The 21,561-nt window shown below is 55.9% G+C and carries 17 protein-coding genes; 3 read left to right on the top strand and 14 right to left on the bottom strand.

What is annotated here, in order from left to right:
* The first annotated feature begins 250 nt into the window (after nt 1-250).
* The 3 genes from CLV58_RS22590 to CLV58_RS28490 all read left to right on the top strand — a co-directional run bounded on the left by CLV58_RS22590 (nt 251) and on the right by CLV58_RS28490 (nt 1,710).
* The gene (locus CLV58_RS22590; protein WP_106140110.1) at nt 251-607 is read left to right on the top strand and encodes a hypothetical protein; all 357 of its coding nucleotides are present in this window, start codon (nt 251-253) and stop codon (nt 605-607) included.
* Nucleotides 608-905: 298 nt separating this feature from the next.
* The gene (locus tag CLV58_RS22580) at nt 906-1,307 is read left to right on the top strand and encodes a DUF2493 domain-containing protein (protein WP_106140108.1); all 402 of its coding nucleotides are present in this window, start codon (nt 906-908) and stop codon (nt 1,305-1,307) included.
* Nucleotides 1,273-1,710: an HNH endonuclease gene (locus CLV58_RS28490; RefSeq protein ID WP_170108765.1), complete on the top strand. Its 438-nt coding sequence runs from the start codon at nt 1,273-1,275 to the stop codon at nt 1,708-1,710. The genes CLV58_RS22580 and CLV58_RS28490 overlap by 35 nt, the downstream gene beginning before the upstream one ends.
* 248 nt (nt 1,711-1,958) lie before the next feature.
* On the opposite strand, the gene CLV58_RS22570 is transcribed toward CLV58_RS28490, so the two are convergent.
* From CLV58_RS22570 to CLV58_RS22505, 14 genes are all read right to left on the bottom strand, one after another.
* Nucleotides 1,959-4,382: a hypothetical protein gene (locus CLV58_RS22570; RefSeq protein ID WP_106140106.1), complete on the bottom strand. Its 2,424-nt coding sequence runs from the start codon at nt 4,380-4,382 to the stop codon at nt 1,959-1,961.
* Between the two features lie 27 nt (nt 4,383-4,409).
* Nucleotides 4,410-4,619, bottom strand: coding sequence for a DUF551 domain-containing protein (locus CLV58_RS29240; RefSeq protein WP_106140105.1), 210 nt, complete (start codon nt 4,617-4,619; stop codon nt 4,410-4,412).
* Between the two features lie 15 nt (nt 4,620-4,634).
* Nucleotides 4,635-5,501, bottom strand: coding sequence for a glycosyltransferase family 9 protein (locus tag CLV58_RS22560; RefSeq protein WP_106140104.1), 867 nt, complete (start codon nt 5,499-5,501; stop codon nt 4,635-4,637).
* An 81-nt stretch (nt 5,502-5,582) separates the two neighbouring features.
* On the bottom strand, nt 5,583-6,521 hold the full coding sequence (locus CLV58_RS22555; protein ID WP_106140103.1) for a hypothetical protein: 939 nt from the start codon (nt 6,519-6,521) through the stop codon (nt 5,583-5,585).
* Nucleotides 6,522-6,549: 28 nt separating this feature from the next.
* The gene (locus CLV58_RS22550) at nt 6,550-7,203 is read right to left on the bottom strand and encodes a hypothetical protein (protein ID WP_106140102.1); all 654 of its coding nucleotides are present in this window, start codon (nt 7,201-7,203) and stop codon (nt 6,550-6,552) included.
* Entirely contained in the window at nt 7,203-8,285 is a 1,083-nt protein-coding gene (locus CLV58_RS22545) for a hypothetical protein (protein ID WP_106140101.1), read from the bottom strand. The genes CLV58_RS22550 and CLV58_RS22545 overlap by 1 nt, the downstream gene beginning before the upstream one ends.
* A gap of 91 nt (nt 8,286-8,376) precedes the next feature.
* Nucleotides 8,377-9,864 carry a hypothetical protein gene (locus tag CLV58_RS22540; RefSeq protein ID WP_106140100.1) on the bottom strand — a complete coding sequence of 496 codons (1,488 nt, stop codon included), beginning with the start codon at nt 9,862-9,864 and terminating at the stop codon, nt 8,377-8,379.
* Nucleotides 9,865-9,887: 23 nt separating this feature from the next.
* The gene (locus CLV58_RS22535; RefSeq protein WP_106140099.1) at nt 9,888-11,024 is read right to left on the bottom strand and encodes a hypothetical protein; all 1,137 of its coding nucleotides are present in this window, start codon (nt 11,022-11,024) and stop codon (nt 9,888-9,890) included.
* 395 nt (nt 11,025-11,419) lie between these two features.
* Nucleotides 11,420-13,582 (bottom strand): hypothetical protein, encoded by a 2,163-nt coding sequence (locus tag CLV58_RS22530; protein WP_106140098.1) that lies wholly within the window; start codon nt 13,580-13,582, stop codon nt 11,420-11,422.
* On the bottom strand, nt 13,575-14,237 hold the full coding sequence (locus tag CLV58_RS22525) for a hypothetical protein (protein ID WP_146141511.1): 663 nt from the start codon (nt 14,235-14,237) through the stop codon (nt 13,575-13,577). The genes CLV58_RS22530 and CLV58_RS22525 overlap by 8 nt, the downstream gene beginning before the upstream one ends.
* 91 nt (nt 14,238-14,328) lie before the next feature.
* Nucleotides 14,329-16,368, bottom strand: a complete 2,040-nt coding sequence (locus CLV58_RS22520) for a hypothetical protein (RefSeq protein WP_106140096.1) — start codon at nt 16,366-16,368, stop codon at nt 14,329-14,331.
* Between the two features lie 58 nt (nt 16,369-16,426).
* Complete coding sequence (locus CLV58_RS22515; RefSeq protein WP_106140095.1) at nt 16,427-16,909, bottom strand: hypothetical protein; 483 nt, start codon at nt 16,907-16,909, stop codon at nt 16,427-16,429.
* 15 nt (nt 16,910-16,924) lie between these two features.
* On the bottom strand, nt 16,925-19,237 hold the full coding sequence (locus CLV58_RS22510) for a hypothetical protein (RefSeq protein WP_146141510.1): 2,313 nt from the start codon (nt 19,235-19,237) through the stop codon (nt 16,925-16,927).
* A gap of 118 nt (nt 19,238-19,355) precedes the next feature.
* Nucleotides 19,356-21,548 carry a GDSL-type esterase/lipase family protein gene (locus tag CLV58_RS22505; protein WP_106140093.1) on the bottom strand — a complete coding sequence of 731 codons (2,193 nt, stop codon included), beginning with the start codon at nt 21,546-21,548 and terminating at the stop codon, nt 19,356-19,358.
* Nucleotides 21,549-21,561 lie beyond the last annotated feature (13 nt).

Below are 21,561 nucleotides of genomic sequence, written 5' to 3'. Positions count from 1 at the left end.
TGAGATTTGGCAAGGCTATATCAACAAAGGAATCGCAACTAAAGTCTCCGGCTAAAGCCGGGGGTTTCCCTCTCCCTCCCCGAAAAAGACAATGATTCTAATCAATTATATTCACCAAATCAGATTAGCTGAATGTGCATACAGCAGCGGGGTCCACCACAAACCGTCCACTTAAACGCGCTGCTGCATCTGAACATCGTGATGGTCCGCCGCTGCGGTGGATTAGTCGGGTGCAGCAGCGTTATCTACTATGACCAAACAACAGGCGCTCGAAGAACGGGCGAAGAGTTACCAGCGAAAGATTAATGTCGCCAACGGCCGGATCAAAACCGCCCGGCGACTCGTCGAGAAGAACGAGACCAAGCTCAAAGAGATACTGGCCGAACTGGACCAGCCGCAACCGATCAAAGTATCGGATCATGCACTGGTTCGCTACATGGAGCGGGGTCTGGAGATCGACCTCGACACCATACGGCAGCAGATCGTACCGCAGCTACTGACCCAACTGGTTCATCAGGCTGGCGGTAACGGAGAGTTTACAATAGAGGGAGTGAAGTACGTGGTCAGGAACTACTGCCTTGTCACGTACATGATCGCAAACGAATAAGACAATGGCAGATTTTCTAGGAAAGACCACGCAGAAAGCCCGAAAGGAATATGACTGCGACTCTTGTTATTGGATAAAGGAGTCAATCAAAGAAGATGGAATACGACATATATCGTTCGCCGACAAGCGCGTAATTGTTGTACTCATTCGGCTCAACAAAGGTAAGATACGTAAGGGTGACACCTATGATCGGTGCAGCTACAAACAGGATGGCGAACTCTTTTTCTCTACGCTACACCTGCCGGAAGCGCACCGAATCTGTAGAGACTACGATCTATATCCAGACTGAGACTAGCCTATGGAAGAAGAGTTTAAGGTTATCATTGCCGGGACGCGCACCTTCAACGACTACAAGTTGCTGAACGATACCTGCCTAGCCATGCTATCGCAGAAGATGCGAACCCACAACGTTTCAATTCTCTGTGGTGGTGCGAAAGGGGCCGATCTGCTTGGCTATCAGTGGGCACAGGAGAACCGGCTGCCGGTGCATGACTTCCCGGCTGATTGGAGGCGACATGGCCGGTCTGCGGGTCACCTGCGGAATGCGCAGATGGTAGAGGTAGCTGACGCGGCTATCTTTTTCTGGGATGGTGTCAGTACCGGTACAGCAGGGTGTATTGAGTTGGCGAGGTTCAAGGGGATCAGGATCAAAATCGTTTACTACAATGACAAAGAAACAACGCAAGCAGGTGTTCGATAAGTACGGCGGTAAGTGTGCCTACTGCGGATGTGAACTAACCAAGGGTTGGCATGTGGACGAACTATTACCTATACGCCGAAACCATAGATGGGATAGCGTCAGTAACAAATGGGTGCAGGATGGGTGTCTTCATCCTGAACGACTCAACATAGCCAATCAGATGCCAGCCTGTGCTTCGTGTAATATCAGCAAGCACTCGGACTCTCTGGAATCATTCCGCCGTCTTGTTGCTGGTTTCATCGACTCGCTTAATAATTACTCGACACAGTACAAGATAGCCAAGCGGTACGGGTTGGTCACCGAACAACCAAAGGAAGTGGTGTTCTATTTTGAGACCATAGACGGTAAGTGGCCGGAGCATTTAACAGACCCTTACCATCCAGAAAACCTTAGACCAAAATAATGTCATGCCGATACATAAAGCAAAATGGCGCGTAAACACGCCACAGCTTTTAAAAGAAATTGTACCAAATCCGCAGACTGCGATACTAAGAGTTCCACTCAGGATATTCGCAAGTGTACTGGAAGAGGTTGCACAAAGAGCATCACAACTTAATGACCCACAGTTGAATGCGCTAATGTGCAGGCTAGCCTTGTATGAGATAGCTGATCCATACAACGAAAACTACAACAAGGAACTTTGCGAAGATACTATACAGGCTGGCTCTGTTGATACAGTTCCTGCTGACCCGCATTGCGAATAAGATCACGCTGGACGGATACCTGGTTGTTGATGTCGTTTGCGTCTTCCTTGAACGTCAGCTCTTGCTGGGTCCGTCCAGATTTGTATTCCTCCTTTAGCTTTTCGATCTGCAAAGCAAACTCCCCTTGCAGCTTCGCTACCTCCAGCGGTATCTGCACCTTCGCCTGCTGCGCTTCGGCCATCGCCTGACCGATCTGCGCCTGCTGCTGCTGCTGCTCTGCTTGCACTTTCTCAAACGCGGTCAGCCCGTTGCTCAGAATATTCAGCGCGTCGACAGGCCCATCAGCATAAAAGGTCTGGATGTATTCACCCCAGTTGATCTTGCCCGATGACAGTGCCTGCTGGGCAGCCGCCATTATCATCTCCCTGTCCTTCTCGTTCTTGATGGTATTCTCCAGGTAGACGCCGTAGTACGAGAGCGGGATCATGCCCACCGTTTCCAGTGTCGCCCCCTTCGCCCGTGGGATGGGCTGGCGCGGCCAGAGGTATTTTCCCAGGCTCACCATTCCGTTGAGTACATCTTCCACCAACTGACTATGCTCGTAGAAGGTACGCGCCGTGGCGAGTGTACCCTGACCCAGTCCAAGCTGGGTCTGCCCCGCCGTTTCCCGGTTCTGGAACATACCTTTCAGCGCCGGATTGATGCCGCAAAGCCGGTCGTAGATGTCGTGCAGCATCGACGCCGTCGTAATCAGTTTCACCACGTCATCCACGCCACCCATATCAACCGGGGTCATGTGCCGGTAGGAGTCTTTGGTGGGCTGGCCGTTGGTACGCTGGCCGTTGAAGAACAGGATACCCAGTTCGTTCATCTCCCACAGCACCCGCTGGATGTTGTATCCCTTCGGCATCTGGGTCATGTCGTAGGCGATCGACTTGGTACCGAGCTGGGCCAGCTTCTTGCGGGCCAGGATCATAAAGTTAGTGTACAGCTCGTGGATCGGACGACCCTTGGTGACCATACTTGAATCCATTCCGAAGCGGGCTTTGATCGGGAACTGCGGGGTCGAGAGTCGGCCCGGCTCGCGCTCCTGCCACGGCAGCGGGCGACGGTACAGTACTTTCTTATCGCCCAGCCGCACGCTGTCCCATAGTTCATTCACCAGAATCACCCGCAGGCTAGTGGCTCCGGCAGCTTTGGCTTTCTGGAACTGATCGCTACTCAGTCGCATGTACTGAATACGTTCGGCGTATGGGTAGCGGCCCTTCTTGTACGAAGCGTACTCTTCCTTGGTCAGCTCACGCACGGGGCAGGCCGATCCGTCAAGCTCCACGTCGACCAGCAGCATGACGTTAATTTTTTTGAGCAGCCGTACATAGATGCGCTGCTCGATTGCCATCGTACTGAGGCCGGTATCATAGCCGTTTCCGTTACGAATAATCGGTGACGCGTTCCCGTTGAGAAACTCGTTCATCGTGCCGTCACGGTACTGCTGCATGACCATGTCCGCCGACTGGTTCGACACCGAGCCGATGGTTTTCATAATCGAGTCCAGATCGCCGATCTCTTCGAGCATCGCCCCGTACTTCGCTACGAGCTGCGTCAGTGTCAGGTTGCGCCGGATCGCCCAGCCCTGCATATCCTCCGCCGACTGCGCGTCCTTCGGCCCCCAGAAGCTCACCTCGTCCAGTCCCAGCCGTTCGGCGTGAGGCTGTCCGTTCTTGGGATAGACGTGCATGATCTCGGTATTGACGATAAACTTATCGCGGAAGCAGCGCAGCAGTTCGCTCTCCACCTTCCCGTGGGTGATCGCTTCGTCGAGCCGGGTGTATACCTCGGCTTCGAGCTGCATCTGGGCGGGTATCTTCTCGTTCCACTCCGATGGATTCTGCGGTACGTATATACTCTCATCAGTCAGAGCGGGCGACATATCCATCCCCGCCTGCTGGCTGATGCCACTAGCCACCGCCCGCAGTGTGTCTTCTGCCCCTGCCTGCGCGGTCTTCTCCCGACGCTGATCTTCCCATGCTGGACCCTTACTCACCATCGAGAACTTTAGCCCCGCCTGCTGCAACATCCCTTCCAGGATGCCGTGGTTGGCAGAGAAGAATGAGAAGTCTTCCAAGCGTTGTAGGCCACCCGCCCCGTAAGGAGAGAGTATATCGTTATGTGCCTGCTGATCGAGCCGCCCCTCGAAGATATTGTAGTTACCCATCGGGTTGCGGTCGTAGATAACGTGGCCCTGCCCCCGGCTGTAGAACGCTTTGTGTAGCTTGTCGAATAACTCGTCGAGCTTTCGTTCGTATTCGGGCGATCCTTCCTCTTCGTCGGGCACGATCATCGTCGGCAACTGAGCGGTCGCCGAATTTTGTAGTGCCTGCGAGGTGGTGATGATCGGACTGGCGGAGCCTTGTAGCAGCAGGGTATCCATAGGGGTATTCAGGAATAATACTATTGATTAGTCTACGTCAGGCAATTCAGGAAAATACATCCAATGAGTAACTGCGTACTTCATTATGAACCACTCATCTATCGGTCTATTCTGGCAAACCATAATCTTCTTGTTTCTTGTCAGATAAAGGAACGGTTCGCCCTCTTCGGGTACGCCTCTACTTACGCTTATCCACTTGCCTCTTTCAACTGGCGCGAACGGATCGACATTACTCATGGTACATAAAATTGATTAGCGTTGATTACGAAGAACAGTCATGGCCTTGTTGTACACCTGTTTGAAGCTGACCGAGTGCAGGGCCGCGCAGCCAAGACTGTCGCAACTATTGATCCATCCCCGTGAACCCAGCCATGCGCAGGGCGAGCAGCCGGTGTCGGGTGTGACGGCCTGAACGGCAGTGTGAGAAAAGACCAGTGCGGGGGATAGCTGGGCCATCACAGCGATGGTCGGCACAGCGAATAGCCCGCCCAAGTGCGCGATCCCCGAATCGTTGCCGATCACCAGCGCCGCTCCTCGTACTGCGTTCGCTACCCACTCCGGCGACTGGCCGTAGAAGAACTCGCAGGGCACGGTCGAGAAGTGTTCACGCAGCCGGTCCTCTTCCCGGTCGATGACCATCACCCGCCAGCCCGCCAGCGCCAGCTCACGGGCCAGCTTGATCCACTGCACGATCGGCCACGCCCGGTGATGCCATGCACTGTAAGGGGCCAGCACGACGTAGCCCTGCTCCATATAGGCATCCGGTAGCTTACCGGTGAAGGGATGTAGCTGCGGTGCCCTGATCGCAACTGGTGATCGTACCCAGCTCGCTTCCCTGACAACCGCGTCCAGATACCACTGCTTTCGGCTGCGGCTCTCGCGGAGCTGTTTGTCGTAGTCGACGTTCATGTCGACGCCGTCTTCCCGGTACGGCTCGTAATACAGATTTGGTTCGTTGACGTGCTGGTAGAACCAGTCGGACTGATCGGTACACAGTACCAGCTTACTGTCCCGCTCCCGCAGGTAGGTAGACAGGGGGGCTGCCACGTAGAGCGCACTGACCGCGTCACCGAGTCCCTTGGCTGAACAGTGCAGGTAATACGTATCGTCGTAAGTCATGGGACTAAGATACAAAAAATACTGCCGTCCGCCAGCCCAGCGTGGGGCCGGACGAACGGCAGGGTAAGATTAGTCCGTGACCTAGACGAAGTTGAGCGCGGCACCTTTCGCCAGGTAGTCCGAGGTGGGCACCTGCTTGCCTTGCTGGGCCGTATCAAACGTCGCCAGCTTGGCGTCCGCCGCCCCGACCTCGAAGTACAGGGCGACCAGCGTGTGCTGAATCACCTGCGCGTTGTTGCCTACGCTACCACCTTTGAAATCACCGAAGTTGGCGGCAGCAATATGGCTGTCATAGGTGAAGTACACCACCTTGTAGGTACGGCCCGCGTAGAACGCTTTGTCCGATACAGGGATTCTGTTGTCCGACAGGTACTGGCTGGTGCCGAACTCCGGTGCTGATGCCGTAACTACCGTCACCGTGCCCGTACCCTGACCACCCGTGATCTTGATGTCTTCACCCTTGTACTTACTGGTGAAACGAATGCGGCTCAGTGGCGCACCAGCTCCCGTGCCGGACGCGATAGCCTGGGCCGTTACCCGGCTGTTGGGGTCGGCGTTGACCATCCGAACAATCTTTGCGGCCCGCTGGGCAGAAGTCTCACCGGCCGATGGTGCCGAGTTAATGACGTACATCGCCTTGTAGGGTTCGAGCAGCCGACCATCGTGGTAGTCGAGGTACACGCCCGTTAGTCCAGTCGGGTTGGTGTTGAGAAAGTCGATGTCGGTGATGTCGATGTCGACTACCTTCGCCGTTGCTACGGTGCTGTTGCTGGCCTTGAATGTTCCCTGCCGAATCCGGTCCCAAGAAAAGCGGCCATAGCGCGTGCCGGGCGTGGCGTCAGCACCGTCGCGCACCGACAGTACGCCGTTTGCCAGCGTTACGTCGCCTGTCGCGCCGATCACAAACAGAAAGTCAGGGTTGACTACCGGCATCAGGCCGGGCACCGACGACAGGTAGTTGTCGAACAGCAGCGAGGTTGGGTTGGTTGGTGAGTTCTTGAACTCCTGAATGTTTGCCATGTTTGTTTAGCGATTAAAGACGAATCAATTAGTTAGTCGGCATTCCCATTCCGCCCGACGCCTGCGGTTCTTCGCTCTGCACCTGCACCGCATAGTCAGGATTCTGAGCAGCCAGCAACATTCGCTTGGCCGTCTGAATCAGTTCCTGCTGCACGGCTTCAGAGAAGTCGCTCCACTCCGTGTCAGGCTTCGTTACGTCGAGCACCACTGGTGCTTTCAGGTAGTAGAGCCGCAGCCTATCGGGAGCACTGGTAGAATACACCGTCAGCGTCAGGCCGTCGAGCGGGTCGCGGGCCGTGGTGTAGATCGGGTAGGCATTGGTCGGTCGGTGGAAGACCGAACCCAGCGTCACCGCCAGCTTGTCCACTTCGACGGGCTTCACCGGAACCGGAGGGTTGGGGTAGTCACTACCCACGCGCCACTCCGCCGTCAATGCCAGCACGTATAGCATCCGAAGGTCGGGGCTAACCACCAGCTTACGACCCGATCCTTCGGCGGGCGGTGGCAGTAGACCCGACAGGTCGGATCGCTGACGCTCGGTGGTCAGCCCCATCTGGTAGCGTGTCGTGACCCACTCCAGCGCCGCCCGATTCAGCGCCGTCACGATCTCGCTGTCACTGAACCAGTCGGCGAACTGATCGGTCCAGAAGCGAACGGCAGCGATGGCGGCGGATGTTTTCATCAGATAGCTTCGACAGTGGTTTTCTGACCAATTGCCTTACGCATCGCTTTAGCAATCCCTTTGTTGGCCGGATGGGACAGGAAGTTTATCGCCTGCGTCTCGGCATCAGCGCCCGTCCCGTCGAGCATCGAGGCCACGCCGAACTGATAGAAGTCGCCGTAGTCGTCGCTCTGCTCGAAGACCAGCACCCCCGCTGCCTTCGCATCCTCAAATAGCTTCACTGCTTCGGGGTCAGCCTGCGTCTCTTCGCCCTTCGCTGGCGTCTCTGTCTTAGCGGCCGAGTTTTTCTGCACGTCTGTAGCGATCAGTGGCTGCGCAGATCCCTGTTCGTTATGCCAAGCAGATGCTGCCTGGCTGCGTAATGAATCAGCGAGCCGAACGGCTGACGGGCCGTAGCTCGACTGGTTACGCCGAACGATCTCACTGTAGAGGTTCTGGTCTTTAAGGAAATAGGCGACCACCTCTGCTTCTGATAGACCAAGCTGAATCTCGCCGTAGTAGTAGAAGCCATTCTTGTTGCGAATCAGCCCAGACTCTTTGGCTTTGTCAAACTCGAACAGCTCCGGCTGGTACGCATTCTGCATGATACTAATCACGGTTTGCGGTTCCGCTTCGGCCCGTTCTTCGACCCGGTTCAGTAGTTCGCCCGCCGACAATGAGCCGACATTGTTGATGCCGAGGCGACGGGCAATCGAGCCGATCAGGCCACCGTTGTCTTTGCTGGACTCGATCATATTGAGCGCCTTCATCCGCAGCGCCCGGTTGGCTTTCTGTGCCTCAGCTTCCGACTCCAGGTTCACCAGCCGAAATTCTGATCCGGGCGGAATCATGCGCGGGTTAGCGACCAGCGCCCGCAGCGACTGGTAGTTGTGTTCGTTGTAGTCCTTCTCGGTGTCGATGACTTCCGTCCCGCCATTGGCGATGGTGAAGCCCTGCACAGCACCGTAAGCGTTTTTAAATGTGAACTCCCGCACCAGTCCCGTGTCGGGGTCTTTGGCGGTGAAGCGTTCGGGCAGATGCGTGTCGCCGAACGACTTGATCTGCGGGTTGTTGGAAAATCGAATTACGTGGACAATAGCCATGCCTGATACCCTGCGAGGTGGTTAGCGTGAAAAAATTACAGGAGCGAATGAGGCCACTCGCCCCTGTAATGATACAGAAAATTGCGTAGACTTACGAACGGAACACCTGCAAGCGGGCGCACTCGGAGGGGTTGGTCAGAATCAGCCCCTTCTGCGAGAGCACCTCGAACTGCTCGGAGTCCTGCCCTGTGGCGATCAGGTTGCTGTAGATCGCCGTCTCGGCCCGGTTGCGATCCGACTGCGGCAGACCGAAGCCCGTCATGCCCTGGATGTGACCCACGACCAGCGAGCGGTTGACCATCTGCCCGTTCACCGACTTGGCTTTGGCGAAGGTGCGGATGTTGTTCTTACCGTTGCTCTCGCGCTTGACCGGGAAGAAGTACATATCGAAGGACTCTGCGGGCAGCTTGACGCCCATGATCGTCACCTCCGTTGTCTTCTGCATCGGGTTGTTGAACGCCTGCGAGAGCACGAACTTGATCGACCCGAAGCTCGTGGTGAACTCGGTCACGTCGAGGTTTGCTACCTTCACGACCGCCTTCTCGGGGGTCATGTTGATGCGGCCCCCGCCGCTGACGATGTAGTCGCGCATCGCTTCGACGAACACTGCCTTCGCCCCCGACCCACCGGTCACGATGTAGTCGATGGTGTCCTGCCCCTGGTTGTAGGACATATGGACAAGAATGCGTTGCAGCATCTGCCGGATCGAGCTGGCCGAGTCAGTCGGGAAGTAGTTCCATACCGGTGACTGGTCCATCTGGCGCACCAGGCCATCCGACATCAGAACAGGCTTGCCGCCCGCCGTGGTGTTGAAAATCTGACCCGTCTCAAAGTTGAAGTTGGCCTTGCCCCACACCAGGTCGCGCTCGCCCGCCAGCATGTGGTAGTCGATCAGCGACTTGCCGCCCGTCTTGATGTTGGGGAACCAGCCCTGATACATCTCGCCCTTGGCGTTCATCACTTCCATGATGATGGCTTCGGTGATAGCGTCGCCCGTGATCTCGAACTTGTGGCGCTGGATGTTGAGCGCCCCCATGTAGTGGTCACTCGTGCCCCAGTGAATCGGGTGACCCGTTGCCGAGCCTTCCTCGTAGTGGGCGGTGACGTAGTTCAGCGCCCGGCCCCGCTCCAGCAGCGACATATCGACGGTGTCCGCTTCGTTGTTGCCGACTACCTGAACCGAGTGAGCGAACGAGTTACCGTTGCCCGCTTTTCGGTCGGTGACGTAAAGCAGCGTCTGTCCATCTTCGAGTCGCAGCGTAGCGCCCGCCCAAAGCTGGGAGTCGGTGACGGTGATCTCGGCGTTCTTGCTACCCACGCGGAAGTCACCCGAGGTAGACAGGACGTAGAAGGGTTTCTGGGGAATACCACCTACCTGCCAGCGGATCATGTTCGAGGGCGTCAGTTCTTCGGCAGGCGAATCGCCGTAGATACCCGAGAGCAGACTCGTCATCGGTAAGTAGCCGAACTTGCTCACGATGAACTCCTGGAGCATCTGCGGCTGGCGTTGCAGGGCCAGTCCGAGAAATTCCATGTTCATCGTACCGGAGCCAAATTGGGCAGTTCTAATACGGGCCATTGTCGTTAATTCGGTTTATTGGTTTAAAATGTGAAGGCGTCCGAGCCAACCACTTTTGGCCCCGTCGATGCGGCACCGCCAGCGCCGTTGTCGGGCGTCGAGTGTTCGAGTTCTTTTAGCAGGTTGCTCTGCCCCGCCATCTGCTGGCGCTGGGCCATCTGCTGGGTGAGTACCGGGCCGATCTTTGGGTGAAGCTGGGCAGCCATCTGCGCGTGCCATTCGGGTGGCATAGCCATGAAAGCGGCCATGTAACCGGAGATGCCATCTTCGCCGGGTTGCAGGATGTAGTTGGTGATCGCGTTCTGGATGCGTTCGGGATACGCCCGGCCCATCGGGTCTTTCAGTCCGACGATAGCTTCGGTGACTTTCTGCTGCCCCTCGCGCCGTGACGCTTCGTACTGACGCTGGGCTTCCTGCTGCTGCTGCTGCTGCTGGGCAACCTGCCCGCTGATCTCGACCTCCTTTACGCCCCGATTCGTGGTGAGTTGCTGGCGAATCTGAGCCGCCATCGTCTCGATCTGTCCACTGGTAATCATGTCGTCTACCAGCGCATTGACCATCTCGTCAGTTTGGTAGGGACTCTTGGTTTGCAGCATCGCCCCGCGCACCAGCGACTCGTTGTCGAGAGCGAGCATGGCATCAATCTGCCGGATGGGATCGCTACCCGCCACAGCCATACGTCGGTTCACTTCGGCGTCGAGCGCAGCACGGGCCTCATCGGCACTGGTCGGCGCTTTTTCCAGACCCAGCGTCTGTGCGATCAGATCGTACTGCGTCTGCTCGGCAGTGGCGGCGGGTGTAGCGGCAGGCGCTACAGTTTCCATCTCGTCAAAGTCAATCGAATCGAAGGGATTCTCGCCCGTGGCAATCGTTACCGGATCGGGCGTAGCTTCCGTAGCGGCAGGGGCTGCATCAGCGGTTGGCTCGGCGGTGGTGGCGATGATCGCCCCGGCAGACGGCTCTTCGGCGGGAGCCGAGGTAATGAGCGGAGCCGCGTCATTAGCCGGGGCGGCTGGCTCGGCGGCAGGCGTTGCTGCTATGGGCGCTGCGGGTGCAGTGGTTACCGGAGCCGCGACAGGTGCCGACGCCGGGGCTGCGACTACCGGGTCGGTAGTCTCGAAAGACGTTTGGGGAATGAGCGGTTGAAGGTCGTCGTTCATTGGGCTACCCAGCCCGCTGATTACCCTGCGAGGTTTGCCGACTGGATGACCTCAAATCTCCTTACCGCACTCTCCGTGAGTGTCACCACCCCCCCGGTGCGAATAATAAAATTGATTAGCTATATTGCAGTGTATATGAAACTTCACACTAACTATGAATGCAGAAGCAATTATAAGAAAGACTTTTGCCGATAAAGGATATAGAGTCGATCAGTATGACTACGTCCGACCACGCAGATCGGCCCGCGAAAAAGCATTCTGGTGCTCTATTACACCGATACCGTATAACGGAAATTACAAATCAACCCCCGACAAAGAAGCAGACATAGCAGATGGAATGGCAATGTCTTATACGTTGAAGTCAATGATTGATCTTATCAAGTCTTTGCCGAGCGTTACGCAGCCATCCGGTTGCGACTAGCGAAGGGGTTGTTCCAAGCGGGGTTGTCCATGCCGAAGGGGGCGAGTCCTTCGCCGTTCCAGTTCATGGCTTCCATCAGACCCATGCCGCCCGACATCACGGCGACAGTCCCGATGGTATTATTGCCGAACTGGTACGGCTGGGGGGCAGTCTGCGCTTCGACTTCGCCGTCGACGGTGGTTTCGCGCAGCGTGTCCACGCCCATCAGACACAGGTGCAGGGCGCTGGCTATGTCGTCGTTTTTCTGCCGCCAGTTTTTCAGCGCGTCGACAATCGACTGGAACACCACCCGCATCAACCCACCGTCGTTGATCCATTTGAGCGCCAGCTTGGTCTGGGTCAGAATGGTCGTGTCCGAGTTACGAAGCCCCGGCTCTTCGTTGTAGTACATGAGTTGCTCGCCCAGCAGCACGGGACCGTTGGGTGAGGGTATCTTTTCTTTGAGGATGTCGTCGGCCAGCCATTTATCGTTGTGCTCCAGAATCACCCGGCAGCCCGTCCAGACCATCAGCTTTTTGACCTCATCGGAAAAGATGTCAAGCAGCGGGCGGTCGAAGTAGACCAGCATGGGCCGGTCGCTCCGCTCCAGCCGGTGATGCTCGCGCCGGTACAGGACGACAGCGCACTTGGATTCCGAGTGTGGCGCGTTGTCTTTATAGACCGAGTCAATCCCCGCCACATCGAGATCGGAGAGTTCCTTATGGGGGCTGTAGTCGACATGCATCAGCCACGGCCCGTTGGGGTCGTCGTAGGTCAGTACCGTACCGGTCTTTTTGCCGAATGTATTCAGTTCCCACTCCAGGCGAATACGTTTGACGGGCAGGTTCTCGCCGAAGCCCGCGATGTTTACCGTTGCTTCGAGCAGTTTGTGAGAGGGATAGTTGGAGAGCGTCGGCAGCATGAACAGCTCGAACTCGTCGAGCGGGTTTTCCTGCACGGTCAGGTAGTACCCTTCCATATCCCCCGCGTCGATGAACTGCTGCCGCTCGGCCATGTAGGCCGCCCGTGCTGCTACCTCGTCGGAGATACCCGTGAACCAGTTTACGTTCGGCGGGGCCATCCGGCAGGCGGGGATGAAGATTTTATTCCAGCCCTTGCGTACCGCCTGCTCCCACAGTTTCTGGTAACTATCCGACTTGTTGGTAATCGGATCGCACGTACCCCCGATGAGCATCGTGCCGAACTTGAACGTACCCACCCGCAGACAGTCGCGGGTAGCGCCGATGACTTTGTTCAGGTTCAGGTATTTTCCGGCCTCGTCGAAGAGCACGATCCGGTAGATACGTCCTCGAAAAGCACCGGGCCGCTTGTCGAGTTCCTTAAAGTGGATGACGTTGCCTTCCCGCTTTTCCAGATTACCATCCTGATCGTAGCGGTAGACGCAGGCAGACAGCTCCCCCTCCTTGTCGGTGTACAGCTCGGGGTGTTTCCAGAACGGGTGCAGCCGATCGTACGCCCCACGGAAGACGCGCTGCCCTTCCTCGCGGGAATCCTTGCTGTCGAAGCCGCATCCTAGATCGCCGTTTATATGCACGCAGAAAGCCCACACCATCACCCCGCAGAGGATGTTGTAGGACCAGTGTTTGCGTCGACCCTTGGTGGCGATAACATCGGTGGCGGGCATTTTCAGTACACCCGACATGGTCTTCTCCAGCGATCGGTAGAGCGCCCACCGCCGTTTGTTCTCGGCCTTCTTCTCTTTGCGTGTTAGCCTCTTTCCTTCTTCGCCCGGCAGTGAGGGGATAGCGCCCAGCGGTAGGTTGTGGGCCAGCGACCAGTATATCTCGTCGAAGACCGCTTTGTCCGAATCGTTGTAGAGCGGGGCTTCTTCGACCGGAAGCTGGGTCTGCTCGTCGACGAAGCTGATACGAACGTGGTTGAGGTAGAAATAATAGATGGGGTTGAACCACACGCCATCGGGGGCTGACCACCCCTGGGTCGTGCAGCGCAGCAGCTCACGGCTCCACCATCTGGCCGAGTCCGAGGTTACGTCGCCCGGCTCGCCGACTTCGGGGATTTCCTCGTGCAGCACGGGGCGGTAGCGCACCTGTGCCGAGTCTGGGTGATTCAGAAAGTCGACGATCTCGCCGAGGCCACCACCGCCGTTATCAGAATGAAACCGCAGGGGCTTAATCATGGCTATCGAGCAGCGAGCGCCGGTAGGCTATGCCCCGGTTCAGACAGTACTGCTTTAGATCGTTGATGGGCTTGGTAAGCTGGGGGTCGTAGTCGGTTAGCGGCTCATTGAACAGGCCGAGCTGATCGAGGTAGTCGCGCTCGACACGGAGCCGGATAGCCCTGTGGCCGGGTGTTACGTCTAGCCGCGACATGATCTCGTGGAAGCGGAAGCGAGAGTAACCATAGAGACTTTCCAGGTTTCGCATACTGGCGTGAACGCAGTGCTGGTTCAAGAGGTAGTAGAGCGTGACCTGCGCGGTGCGGTGGGGTCGGCGGCGATCGGTACCAAAGCCGATGCGGTCGCCCGCACCGGCTGGTCCCAACTCCAGCTTCACCCCTGCCCCGCCGATGGTCGGTGGCTCTACCCAGTACATGTCCTGCGCTGAGGTCAGTTCGTAGGCGTCGACCAGCAGGTGTTCGACGATACGGCGGTGCTTTTTGTACTCCTTGCGATGGCCCACCTTACTACCCATCTCGTCGGCCAACTCGTCGAGCATCAACTCCAGTTCGGTGATGCGTTCGTCCTGCTCCCGCCTGTCCCGCTGTAAATTGCTAACATGGCGGCAAAGTGATTCGACGGATTCAGATTCAGAATGAAGGACGATTTCGTTCACGATATATAGTATTGAGTAGGTTTGGGTGAATATACAAAGTACCGTTAATATTTCCACGGACAGCAACATGAACGACACCATTCATGTTGCCCTAGTTACCGATAAGCATAGATCGGTTGACGTAGAAGTCGCTCTGCACCTCTGTTCGGAAGTCTAGCTTTACTGGTTCGCCATTGCCAAATCCAGTGACAGTTGGTAGCAGCTTTATCTTCTTGACGTTCGGATTCGACTCGTCGATGGTGGCGGTCAGCCCATCAATTGATAAACAGGACGGAGCATAGCTGGTTTTGTCCACTAGCGTAACCGTAGTTACCCAGCTATTATTGGCTGCTCCGTCTGCCTTCTGTACATAGCTTGCCGTCACAACATAACGTGCCACTGCCCGGCAGCCCGCTCCGTAGCCACCCGCCGTAACTGTACCTGTCAGCCGTACCGTGTAACTGCCCGCATTCTGCGAAGACCTGACAGTGCGGTCGGCGACGGTAAATGTCGACACGGTTACCGCGCTCAGGCTTCCCACGCCACCGCTGATGACCGGGCGGGAGACGAGTTGTTTAACGACGCCGCCATCGACAGAAACGGATAGTGCCCCCCTGAATGTTACATCGTCGCAATTTTTGAGCAGGTGTGGGCTGCATAGGTAGGCATTGTTGAAAATGTCGTGGCAGATAATGTCCGTATCGACGATACTGGCTGCCACGGGTTCGTTTCCGTCCGTCTTGGCTTTTGTGAAAAATAGATAGCGACCATCCCTTTCCGATACATTGGGTATGGCAATACGAAATACACTCCCTCTGATGCGTCCGTAAGCCGAGTCCAGTTGGACGACTGGCGTAGATGGATTACTCTGATTGGCGATGGCTACGTTAAACTCACCATTCTGAAAGTCATTCTGAACCGACAGGAGCTGACTGAATGATTCCACCGTACCGTTTACCCGTAGACCAATCGTTGTCTGCGTGCATCGAATGGCCGTCTCATAGGTATCCTGCGGGCGGCCAGGCGTCACAAAGGCTCGGCTGATAAAACCCTGAAAGTCGACCGAGTTAGTCCCGTTAAGCAACATCGCCGGATTCGTCTTTTCGTAGTTCTGGAACGAAACTCCGCGAATATTGACTACGCCCATGCTCCCGGTTCCCTGTAATAAATTGGCGTAGTCGCTGGTGGCGGTAAAGGCATACCCGGTAGCGGGCTGGAGCGAAGCGGTATTGGTGAATACAGTCGATAGGTTAGCTCGAATAAAGACTTCTTCCATCGTAAACTCTTCGCTGCGCACATTGATAAGGCCGACCGAACCCATGCCACCATTGGCCCCGATAATGTCAGCGAGAATGATCGACACGTTCCGCATCATGGAGTTTAGACCACCAAGCTGGTTGTTATTGCTATCGCCGGATAGTGCAAAAGTAACCCCAATGGTCGATGCATTCGCATCGGCATTGAACGAGCCAAGGTTGATGTCGACCAGACCGGACAGCGTAGCGCCCGTAAAATCAACGATAGGCTTATTGCCCGTTCTGCCTTGCAGGAACGTGTTCTGGTAGCGCCCCTTTGTACCCATCAGTATCATACCATTCCCATTGGTAAAGTTTAGCGTGGTTCCAATGATGTAGACGCCGGGCCGCAGCTTCACCGGAAGGCGGCGATAGTTATCCACACCACCAACCATGAATGCCTGCCGTTCAGCGGCTTGGATAGCGGGGGCATCGTCAATAGTGTCATTGGGTACAGCGCCAAACCAGCCAGGGTCCATAACATCTACCCCCTGTCGTTTGTAGCGTAGCCCATTACTGGTGACCAGTACCGTTCCAGTATTGTCGGGGGATGATCTATCGGTGACATCCAGATACCAAGACCCGCCTGCATAGGTGCCTGGCGTAGTGATAACCTGCGGAGCCTGCTGACGGGTGATGCTGTTCATAGACCTAATCTCGGCGACACTTTTACTAGCCGTTTGAAACAAAAGTGACACTGGACCCTGACCAGCCGGTGGCACACTGTAAATGTCGACTCCATTGGGCGCTGCCAGCCTGGGTTGCGTGCCGCGAACGGTCGTGTCTTTGGGTAGCGTCTGGGCTACCGACGCCAGTGTAATGAGTGCAGCGGTGAGCGTGAGCAGGAGTTGTTTCATTGTTTTGGTTATTATTTTTGATTAGACAGCAAGATAAGCAGTACTGCTCAGATGATAACTACCGGGCCAGCCAGAGTCCTTTAAAGGTAGTACCCAGTGTAAGCTGACTCGGTATAGTTAAGATCAGGTAGGTCGCCGTCTTGGTTGCCGTGTAGGCGTAGCCGGACGGACTGAGTACGTTGACCATGTAGAACTTCGGCTCGTAGCCCAGCCCGTGAGGAATAGCGATCACCTGCCCGGCAGCAGCAACGGTGATACTAAACTCACCACCCCGCATGGTCAGTAACTGGTTGCCATCGGGCGTGCCTGCCCATATCTCGTGGGCGTTACCGATGGATGTGTTACGAACCTGCTGACGGGTTCCGGTGCCGAGCAGCGTGGTCAGGTTGCCGGGCAGGGTGATGTAGCCATCGGTAGTCAGGTTAGTCAGCATGTTGTTCTGCTGACTGAGCATTGTGTTTTGCTGGTCCAGCATTGGCCCCCAGCTCTGGCCCATCGCCACGTTGGCGAACAGAAAAAGACAGGCAATGAAACGTTTCATGGACAAGTTAATTGATTAGTTGATGCGTCGATAACGGCTTATCGTCGAATCCCATCGGTAGGTGAATACCTGCCCGGCAGATGCTGCGCCGGGCGTGTTGCTCTGTACGGGCGTCGTGCCGCCAGGTCCGTTGATAGTCAGCGTAGTCACTACCGTACCCGAGTTGATTGAGCCACCGAAGTTTACCTCCACGTCTTTTCGGTCGAGCGAAGTCGTCGGCAGTACCAACGTGAGCGAGGCTATTGCCGACGTGGGATTGATGTTGATGCGGGCGATGTGCGTCAGCGCCGTGTACGATCCCGCTGCTGTAATAGCCAGCGTCGGAATATTCTCGATGACGTAATCGGGTTGCTTAATGCCGTTCAGAAATATATCGCGAATCGAGTTATTGGTTCCGGCCTCGTTGATGTAGCGGAGCCGAAACGGCTGCTGATCGTTGTAATAGTTGTCGGGGTTGCCGCCGTTGTAGGCTGTGTTGGTAATAATGCTGATATTGGAGAATACGTTACCTGCGGTATTGCCATCCAGATTGATCGGCTGGTAGATGGGCGTGACCGTGTTGTTTTCCCGACTGAACCGAACGTTTCTGATCTGACTGTTCTTGACATCCTCGAACGAAGCGATAAAGTTTCGGCCCGTCATCTCGTAGTCGAAGCTGTTGAAGTTTAGCCGCGTGGCGTGCTGCACTTCCATGTAGGCTCCGGCCAGAAACTTGGTGCCCGTGATGGTCACCCGGTCGGCGTAGTAAGTACCCAGTCCTTTGCCGACCACGTTCACCTCACCACCCGTGATGGTCACGTTGCTTGTCGACCGACCCGGCAATCCTCCGTCCGTACTCCCGCCATCGGTCAACGAGAATCCTGTCGCGCCGATGATCGTCGTCACACCGCCATCCAGGTATGTCATCGACCGGGTGCCGGTAATGAACGGATCGGTGATCGACACGTTTTTTGCCGATACTGACTCAATACCGATCAGGCAATTGAGCGACTTGAACGCTTTGAGTTGCACGCCATCCAGATCACCCGACAGCGAGACACCCATGCCGTTAATGGTCGCGCTGGCCTTGCTTACGTTGGCGGGGTTGTAGAGTCCGACGTTGTTTGCCTGGCAGTTATTCATAGTCAGGTTGCGAATGCGGATAACCCCGTCGTTCTTGTGCGCCAGAAATTCGTAGCCCATCCGACCAACGGAGTCGACGACGCAGTTGTCCAGCAGCCAGTTGTCATAGAAGCAGCCCGACGAGCCGTTCCAGGTATTCGCCCCGAAGGCATTGTAGTTGCCCATCGGTGCCGAGAAGCGGCAGTTGCGAAAGGTGACGTTGCGCGAGTCACCCTGCTCATTGGCGTACACCAGCGCGTATGGACTCGTCGTGGCGCGGGAACGAAAGGTAATGTTCTCGACCAGCAGCCGGGTGTTGATGTTGTTGAACAGCATAAGAAATCCGTTCGTCGTGCCGCCGTCGAATGTCGCTCCGTTTGCGCCGATCAGTTCCATGTTCTTGCTTATCGTCAGGGGCGTATTGGCCTGCGCAGAGAAGTCGTAACTACCGTACAGGTACAGCCGGGGAATGCTTGTGGTGACGTTTGCTAGCCCGTTGATGTAGGTTTGCAGAGTGGCCTGTGTTCGGTTGAAGATCGGCAGGCCAAGGCCGCTGGTCAGCAGATCGCCAATCGTTGCCGAACTAGCCCCGGTCGTTACCGGTATCCAGGGTGAAGCCGACGATAGCGCAAAATTACTGGCACCGCTGCTCGATGAGCTGGGCAGCGTAACCGTCGTGCCCGTTGGTCCGGTGATATAAAGCTGCGTACCGTTGAGTACGATCTGCTGATCCCCCGTGTTAGTTCCACTCGTGTTCGCTAACCGGCCAGACGTTACTACTGACCCCGTGTTGGCCGCAGTATTCGACACACTAGCAATCGAACTGGTATTGGTCTGTCCCAGCGTGAGTGCATTTGTAGCTGTCGACTGGGCATTCGTCGTTGCCTGCTGGTCGGTTGTCCGATTATTATTGTAGGTCGTTGTCAGCAACCGGTTGGCTATGTCCGTATTCTGATTCTGATCGGTCGTTGCCTGTGCTGTTGTCCATGAAGCAAAGTCAGTAGTCAATAGCCGGGCCTGCGCGGCAGTCAATGCGTTGGCCGCCGTAAGCGTCGCCGAGTTAGCTGCCGACAGTGCCAGTGCTGCCGTATTCGATAGTGATACGATCTTGGTGTCCGTTGCCATTGTGTAGGACCGAAACGTGCTGATTGTAACCGGTCTGGTTTGGGCGACAGCCGATAGTGAGACAACCAGAAAGCCGAAAAGAAAGGTGGATCGTAGGTTCACAACTGTTTATTTGATTGTTACCATTTCGTGCAGGCAAGCAGGACGAACGGGAGGAGTGGACGGGTGTACATGGTTACAGAACGGAGTGCGGATAAGATGGTGAGCATGGCAGGGGTGGCTATAGGGTTAGTAGAAAGGCTTCGATTCGATCTGCCAATATCGCGTGACCAACAGCGCCGGGGTGCTGCACATCGTCGCCTATTCCGTCGTTATTGCTGTCATACATTACGGACCCCCGTTGAGTGGCATTGATTGGCAGAATACCACCACGACGATACAAGTCCAGCACAGGGATTGCCCACAGCGCGCATATTTCGATCGTTGCGTCTACGTAGTTCAGCACGGATAGCCCCCCTGAATTGGTAGCCGTGCGGTGATTCAGGGGCGTAATGAACCCGATTTTCTTGGTGGGATATTTCTCAATCAGCCCCTTGCACAGCACGTTTAACGCCCCCTTAAACGTGTCGACTACCGTGTCTGCGTTGGTGCCAATCGCAATCGCTGCCGACCAATCGTTTGTGCCGCCAAACACTGTAATGTAGTCCGCATCTGCGTCCATATCGCCGTATCGAGTCGCCATGCTCGCACCGAAACTGTTACTGGTGCCCGCCAGACAAGTACCCGAAATGCCGTAATTTCGAGCCGTCATACCCCACCGGGTTGCCAGTATTGCCCGGTAGGTCCCGTTCACACCGACGCCATGCCCGTAGGTTATACTATCACCCAACGCGTTCCATTTTTTTCCTTTCAGCTTGTTAGTGGTCAGGCTATCAGCATAGGCTTTTGCGGCATCTCGCTGTGTATTGACGTAGCCAACGTTGGCTAACTGATCATCGAAGTAAGAAAACGAAGTAACAGTATCGTTTGCGTTAGCCATGTAGAGGGCCGACCCGGTTACCCGCACGGTTGGAACACCCTTCACCGTCAGGGTTGCATCGTAGATGTCGAACGTAGTTGGAGTCGTCGGAGCGGTTAGTGTCACGTCGATATAGACGTGGATATAACGAGCCTTCACCGCTGCTGCCCTGGTTGCCGTGTAGACTAATGCTGTACCCGTCACCGGACTGGCCGAAGCCGATCCCATGTTGCCAGAGCTTCCACTCGTGCTGTCAAGTGCGGACACATCGTTGATGAACACGCGGGTTGTGGCAATATTAGTGATGTTGCCACTGCGGGAGATTAGCTTACAGGTGAAAGCTACCGTGTCATTAACAGCCCAGTCAATGCCGTTCGTGTCGAACACAACAATCGGCTGCATTAAGGTAGGATTGACCGTGTTCGCCACCCCTATATACCGATTCGCGACAACCGGAGTAGACTTCAAGGGTCCAACCACTGCATCGGTATAGGCCAGTGCCTCTACCTTTTTCTGGTCCACGTACGTTTTCGTAGCTGCCGCTTCGGTCAGGGCCGTAACAGCCGTAATCGTGTCCGTACCGTTCGCTCGGTAGATGTCCGATCCCGGCAGTTTTACGCCCGTACCACCGGCAATCGTGAATGCTGCGTCGTAGATCAGCAGCTCACTAGCCAGCGTCCCATCGCTCAACATTACGTCCAGAAACACATGTACGTAGCTTGTTTTCGCGAAATTGGTAGTGCCGATTACCGTATAGCTAATGGTTTGATTAGCTGGTAATGTCGTGGACTTCGATATGTTAAGTGACGGCCCAGTAATATCGTTGATTGTAGTAACACTATTCCAGAACGTGCGAATCTGAGGAGTCGAAACGATGTTGCCCGACTTGGAAACAATTTTGCAGGAAAACGTGAAACTGGCCCCTGATGACCAGGCGATTGCCGACAGGTCGAAAGCGAAGCAGGGTTGTACTAGGTTCAGGTTGTTGTTCTTCGCTCGGTAGAGATAGCCGTCAACCGTAGGTGGAGAAAACACCCCCGATATAGCTGAGTCAAGAGCAGCTTTCGTAATTTCACCCGTATCCCCCTTGGCGGCCAGCACTTCCCACATCGCCGGGTCGAAACTAGCCCCCGATGTGCCCGCCGATAGTCGCCGGTAGGTGTTGCCCCCGTTGGTGACGATGTCGTTGGCTGCGTAGGCAGTATTGGCTACCCAAGCTCCGCGCGGTGTGAGTCCGGCGGGCGCAAGACCGTTGAGCCGTTTCCAGCGACCCGTGGCGACGCCCGTCACTTGAACGATCTGATTGTCGTCAGGGGCATCCGTCGCCGTATCGTCCCAGTACCAGCCACCCGCAAGACCGTCCGTTGCATTGTTTCGCCCGATTAGGTCTATTGTCGCGTTTGCCGTGCCACGCCGGGTTTTCAGTTCGGCTAATGTCTTGATTATTGTTGCCATAGTCGTGTGTTGT

The organism is Spirosoma oryzae, assembly GCF_003002825.1.
Classification (GTDB): Bacteria; Bacteroidota; Bacteroidia; order Cytophagales; family Spirosomataceae; genus Spirosoma; species Spirosoma oryzae.
Note: the sequence above shows the minus strand (reverse complement) of the source record. Positions and strands in the feature narration are given on the sequence as shown.

Excerpts from the sequence above, each read along its gene's own strand:
- CLV58_RS22570 (WP_106140106.1), bottom strand. The coding sequence starts at position 4,382 with ATGGATACCCTGCTGCTACAAGGCTCCGCCAGTCCGATCATCACCACC.
- CLV58_RS29240 (WP_106140105.1), bottom strand. The coding sequence starts at position 4,619 with ATGAGTAATGTCGATCCGTTCGCGCCAGTTGAAAGAGGCAAGTGGATA.
- CLV58_RS22590 (WP_106140110.1), top strand. The coding sequence starts at position 251 with ATGACCAAACAACAGGCGCTCGAAGAACGGGCGAAGAGTTACCAGCGA.
- CLV58_RS22550 (WP_106140102.1), bottom strand. The coding sequence starts at position 7,203 with ATGAAAACATCCGCCGCCATCGCTGCCGTTCGCTTCTGGACCGATCAG.
- CLV58_RS22555 (WP_106140103.1), bottom strand. The coding sequence starts at position 6,521 with ATGGCAAACATTCAGGAGTTCAAGAACTCACCAACCAACCCAACCTCG.
- CLV58_RS22515 (WP_106140095.1), bottom strand. The coding sequence starts at position 16,909 with ATGAAACGTTTCATTGCCTGTCTTTTTCTGTTCGCCAACGTGGCGATG.
- CLV58_RS22540 (WP_106140100.1), bottom strand. The coding sequence starts at position 9,864 with ATGGCCCGTATTAGAACTGCCCAATTTGGCTCCGGTACGATGAACATG.
- CLV58_RS28490 (WP_170108765.1), top strand. The coding sequence starts at position 1,273 with ATGACAAAGAAACAACGCAAGCAGGTGTTCGATAAGTACGGCGGTAAG.
- CLV58_RS22560 (WP_106140104.1), bottom strand. The coding sequence starts at position 5,501 with ATGACTTACGACGATACGTATTACCTGCACTGTTCAGCCAAGGGACTC.
- CLV58_RS22580 (WP_106140108.1), top strand. The coding sequence starts at position 906 with ATGGAAGAAGAGTTTAAGGTTATCATTGCCGGGACGCGCACCTTCAAC.
- CLV58_RS22520 (WP_106140096.1), bottom strand. The coding sequence starts at position 16,368 with ATGAAACAACTCCTGCTCACGCTCACCGCTGCACTCATTACACTGGCG.
- CLV58_RS22505 (WP_106140093.1), bottom strand. The coding sequence starts at position 21,548 with ATGGCAACAATAATCAAGACATTAGCCGAACTGAAAACCCGGCGTGGC.
- CLV58_RS22530 (WP_106140098.1), bottom strand. The coding sequence starts at position 13,582 with ATGATTAAGCCCCTGCGGTTTCATTCTGATAACGGCGGTGGTGGCCTC.
- CLV58_RS22545 (WP_106140101.1), bottom strand. The coding sequence starts at position 8,285 with ATGGCTATTGTCCACGTAATTCGATTTTCCAACAACCCGCAGATCAAG.
- CLV58_RS22535 (WP_106140099.1), bottom strand. The coding sequence starts at position 11,024 with ATGAACGACGACCTTCAACCGCTCATTCCCCAAACGTCTTTCGAGACT.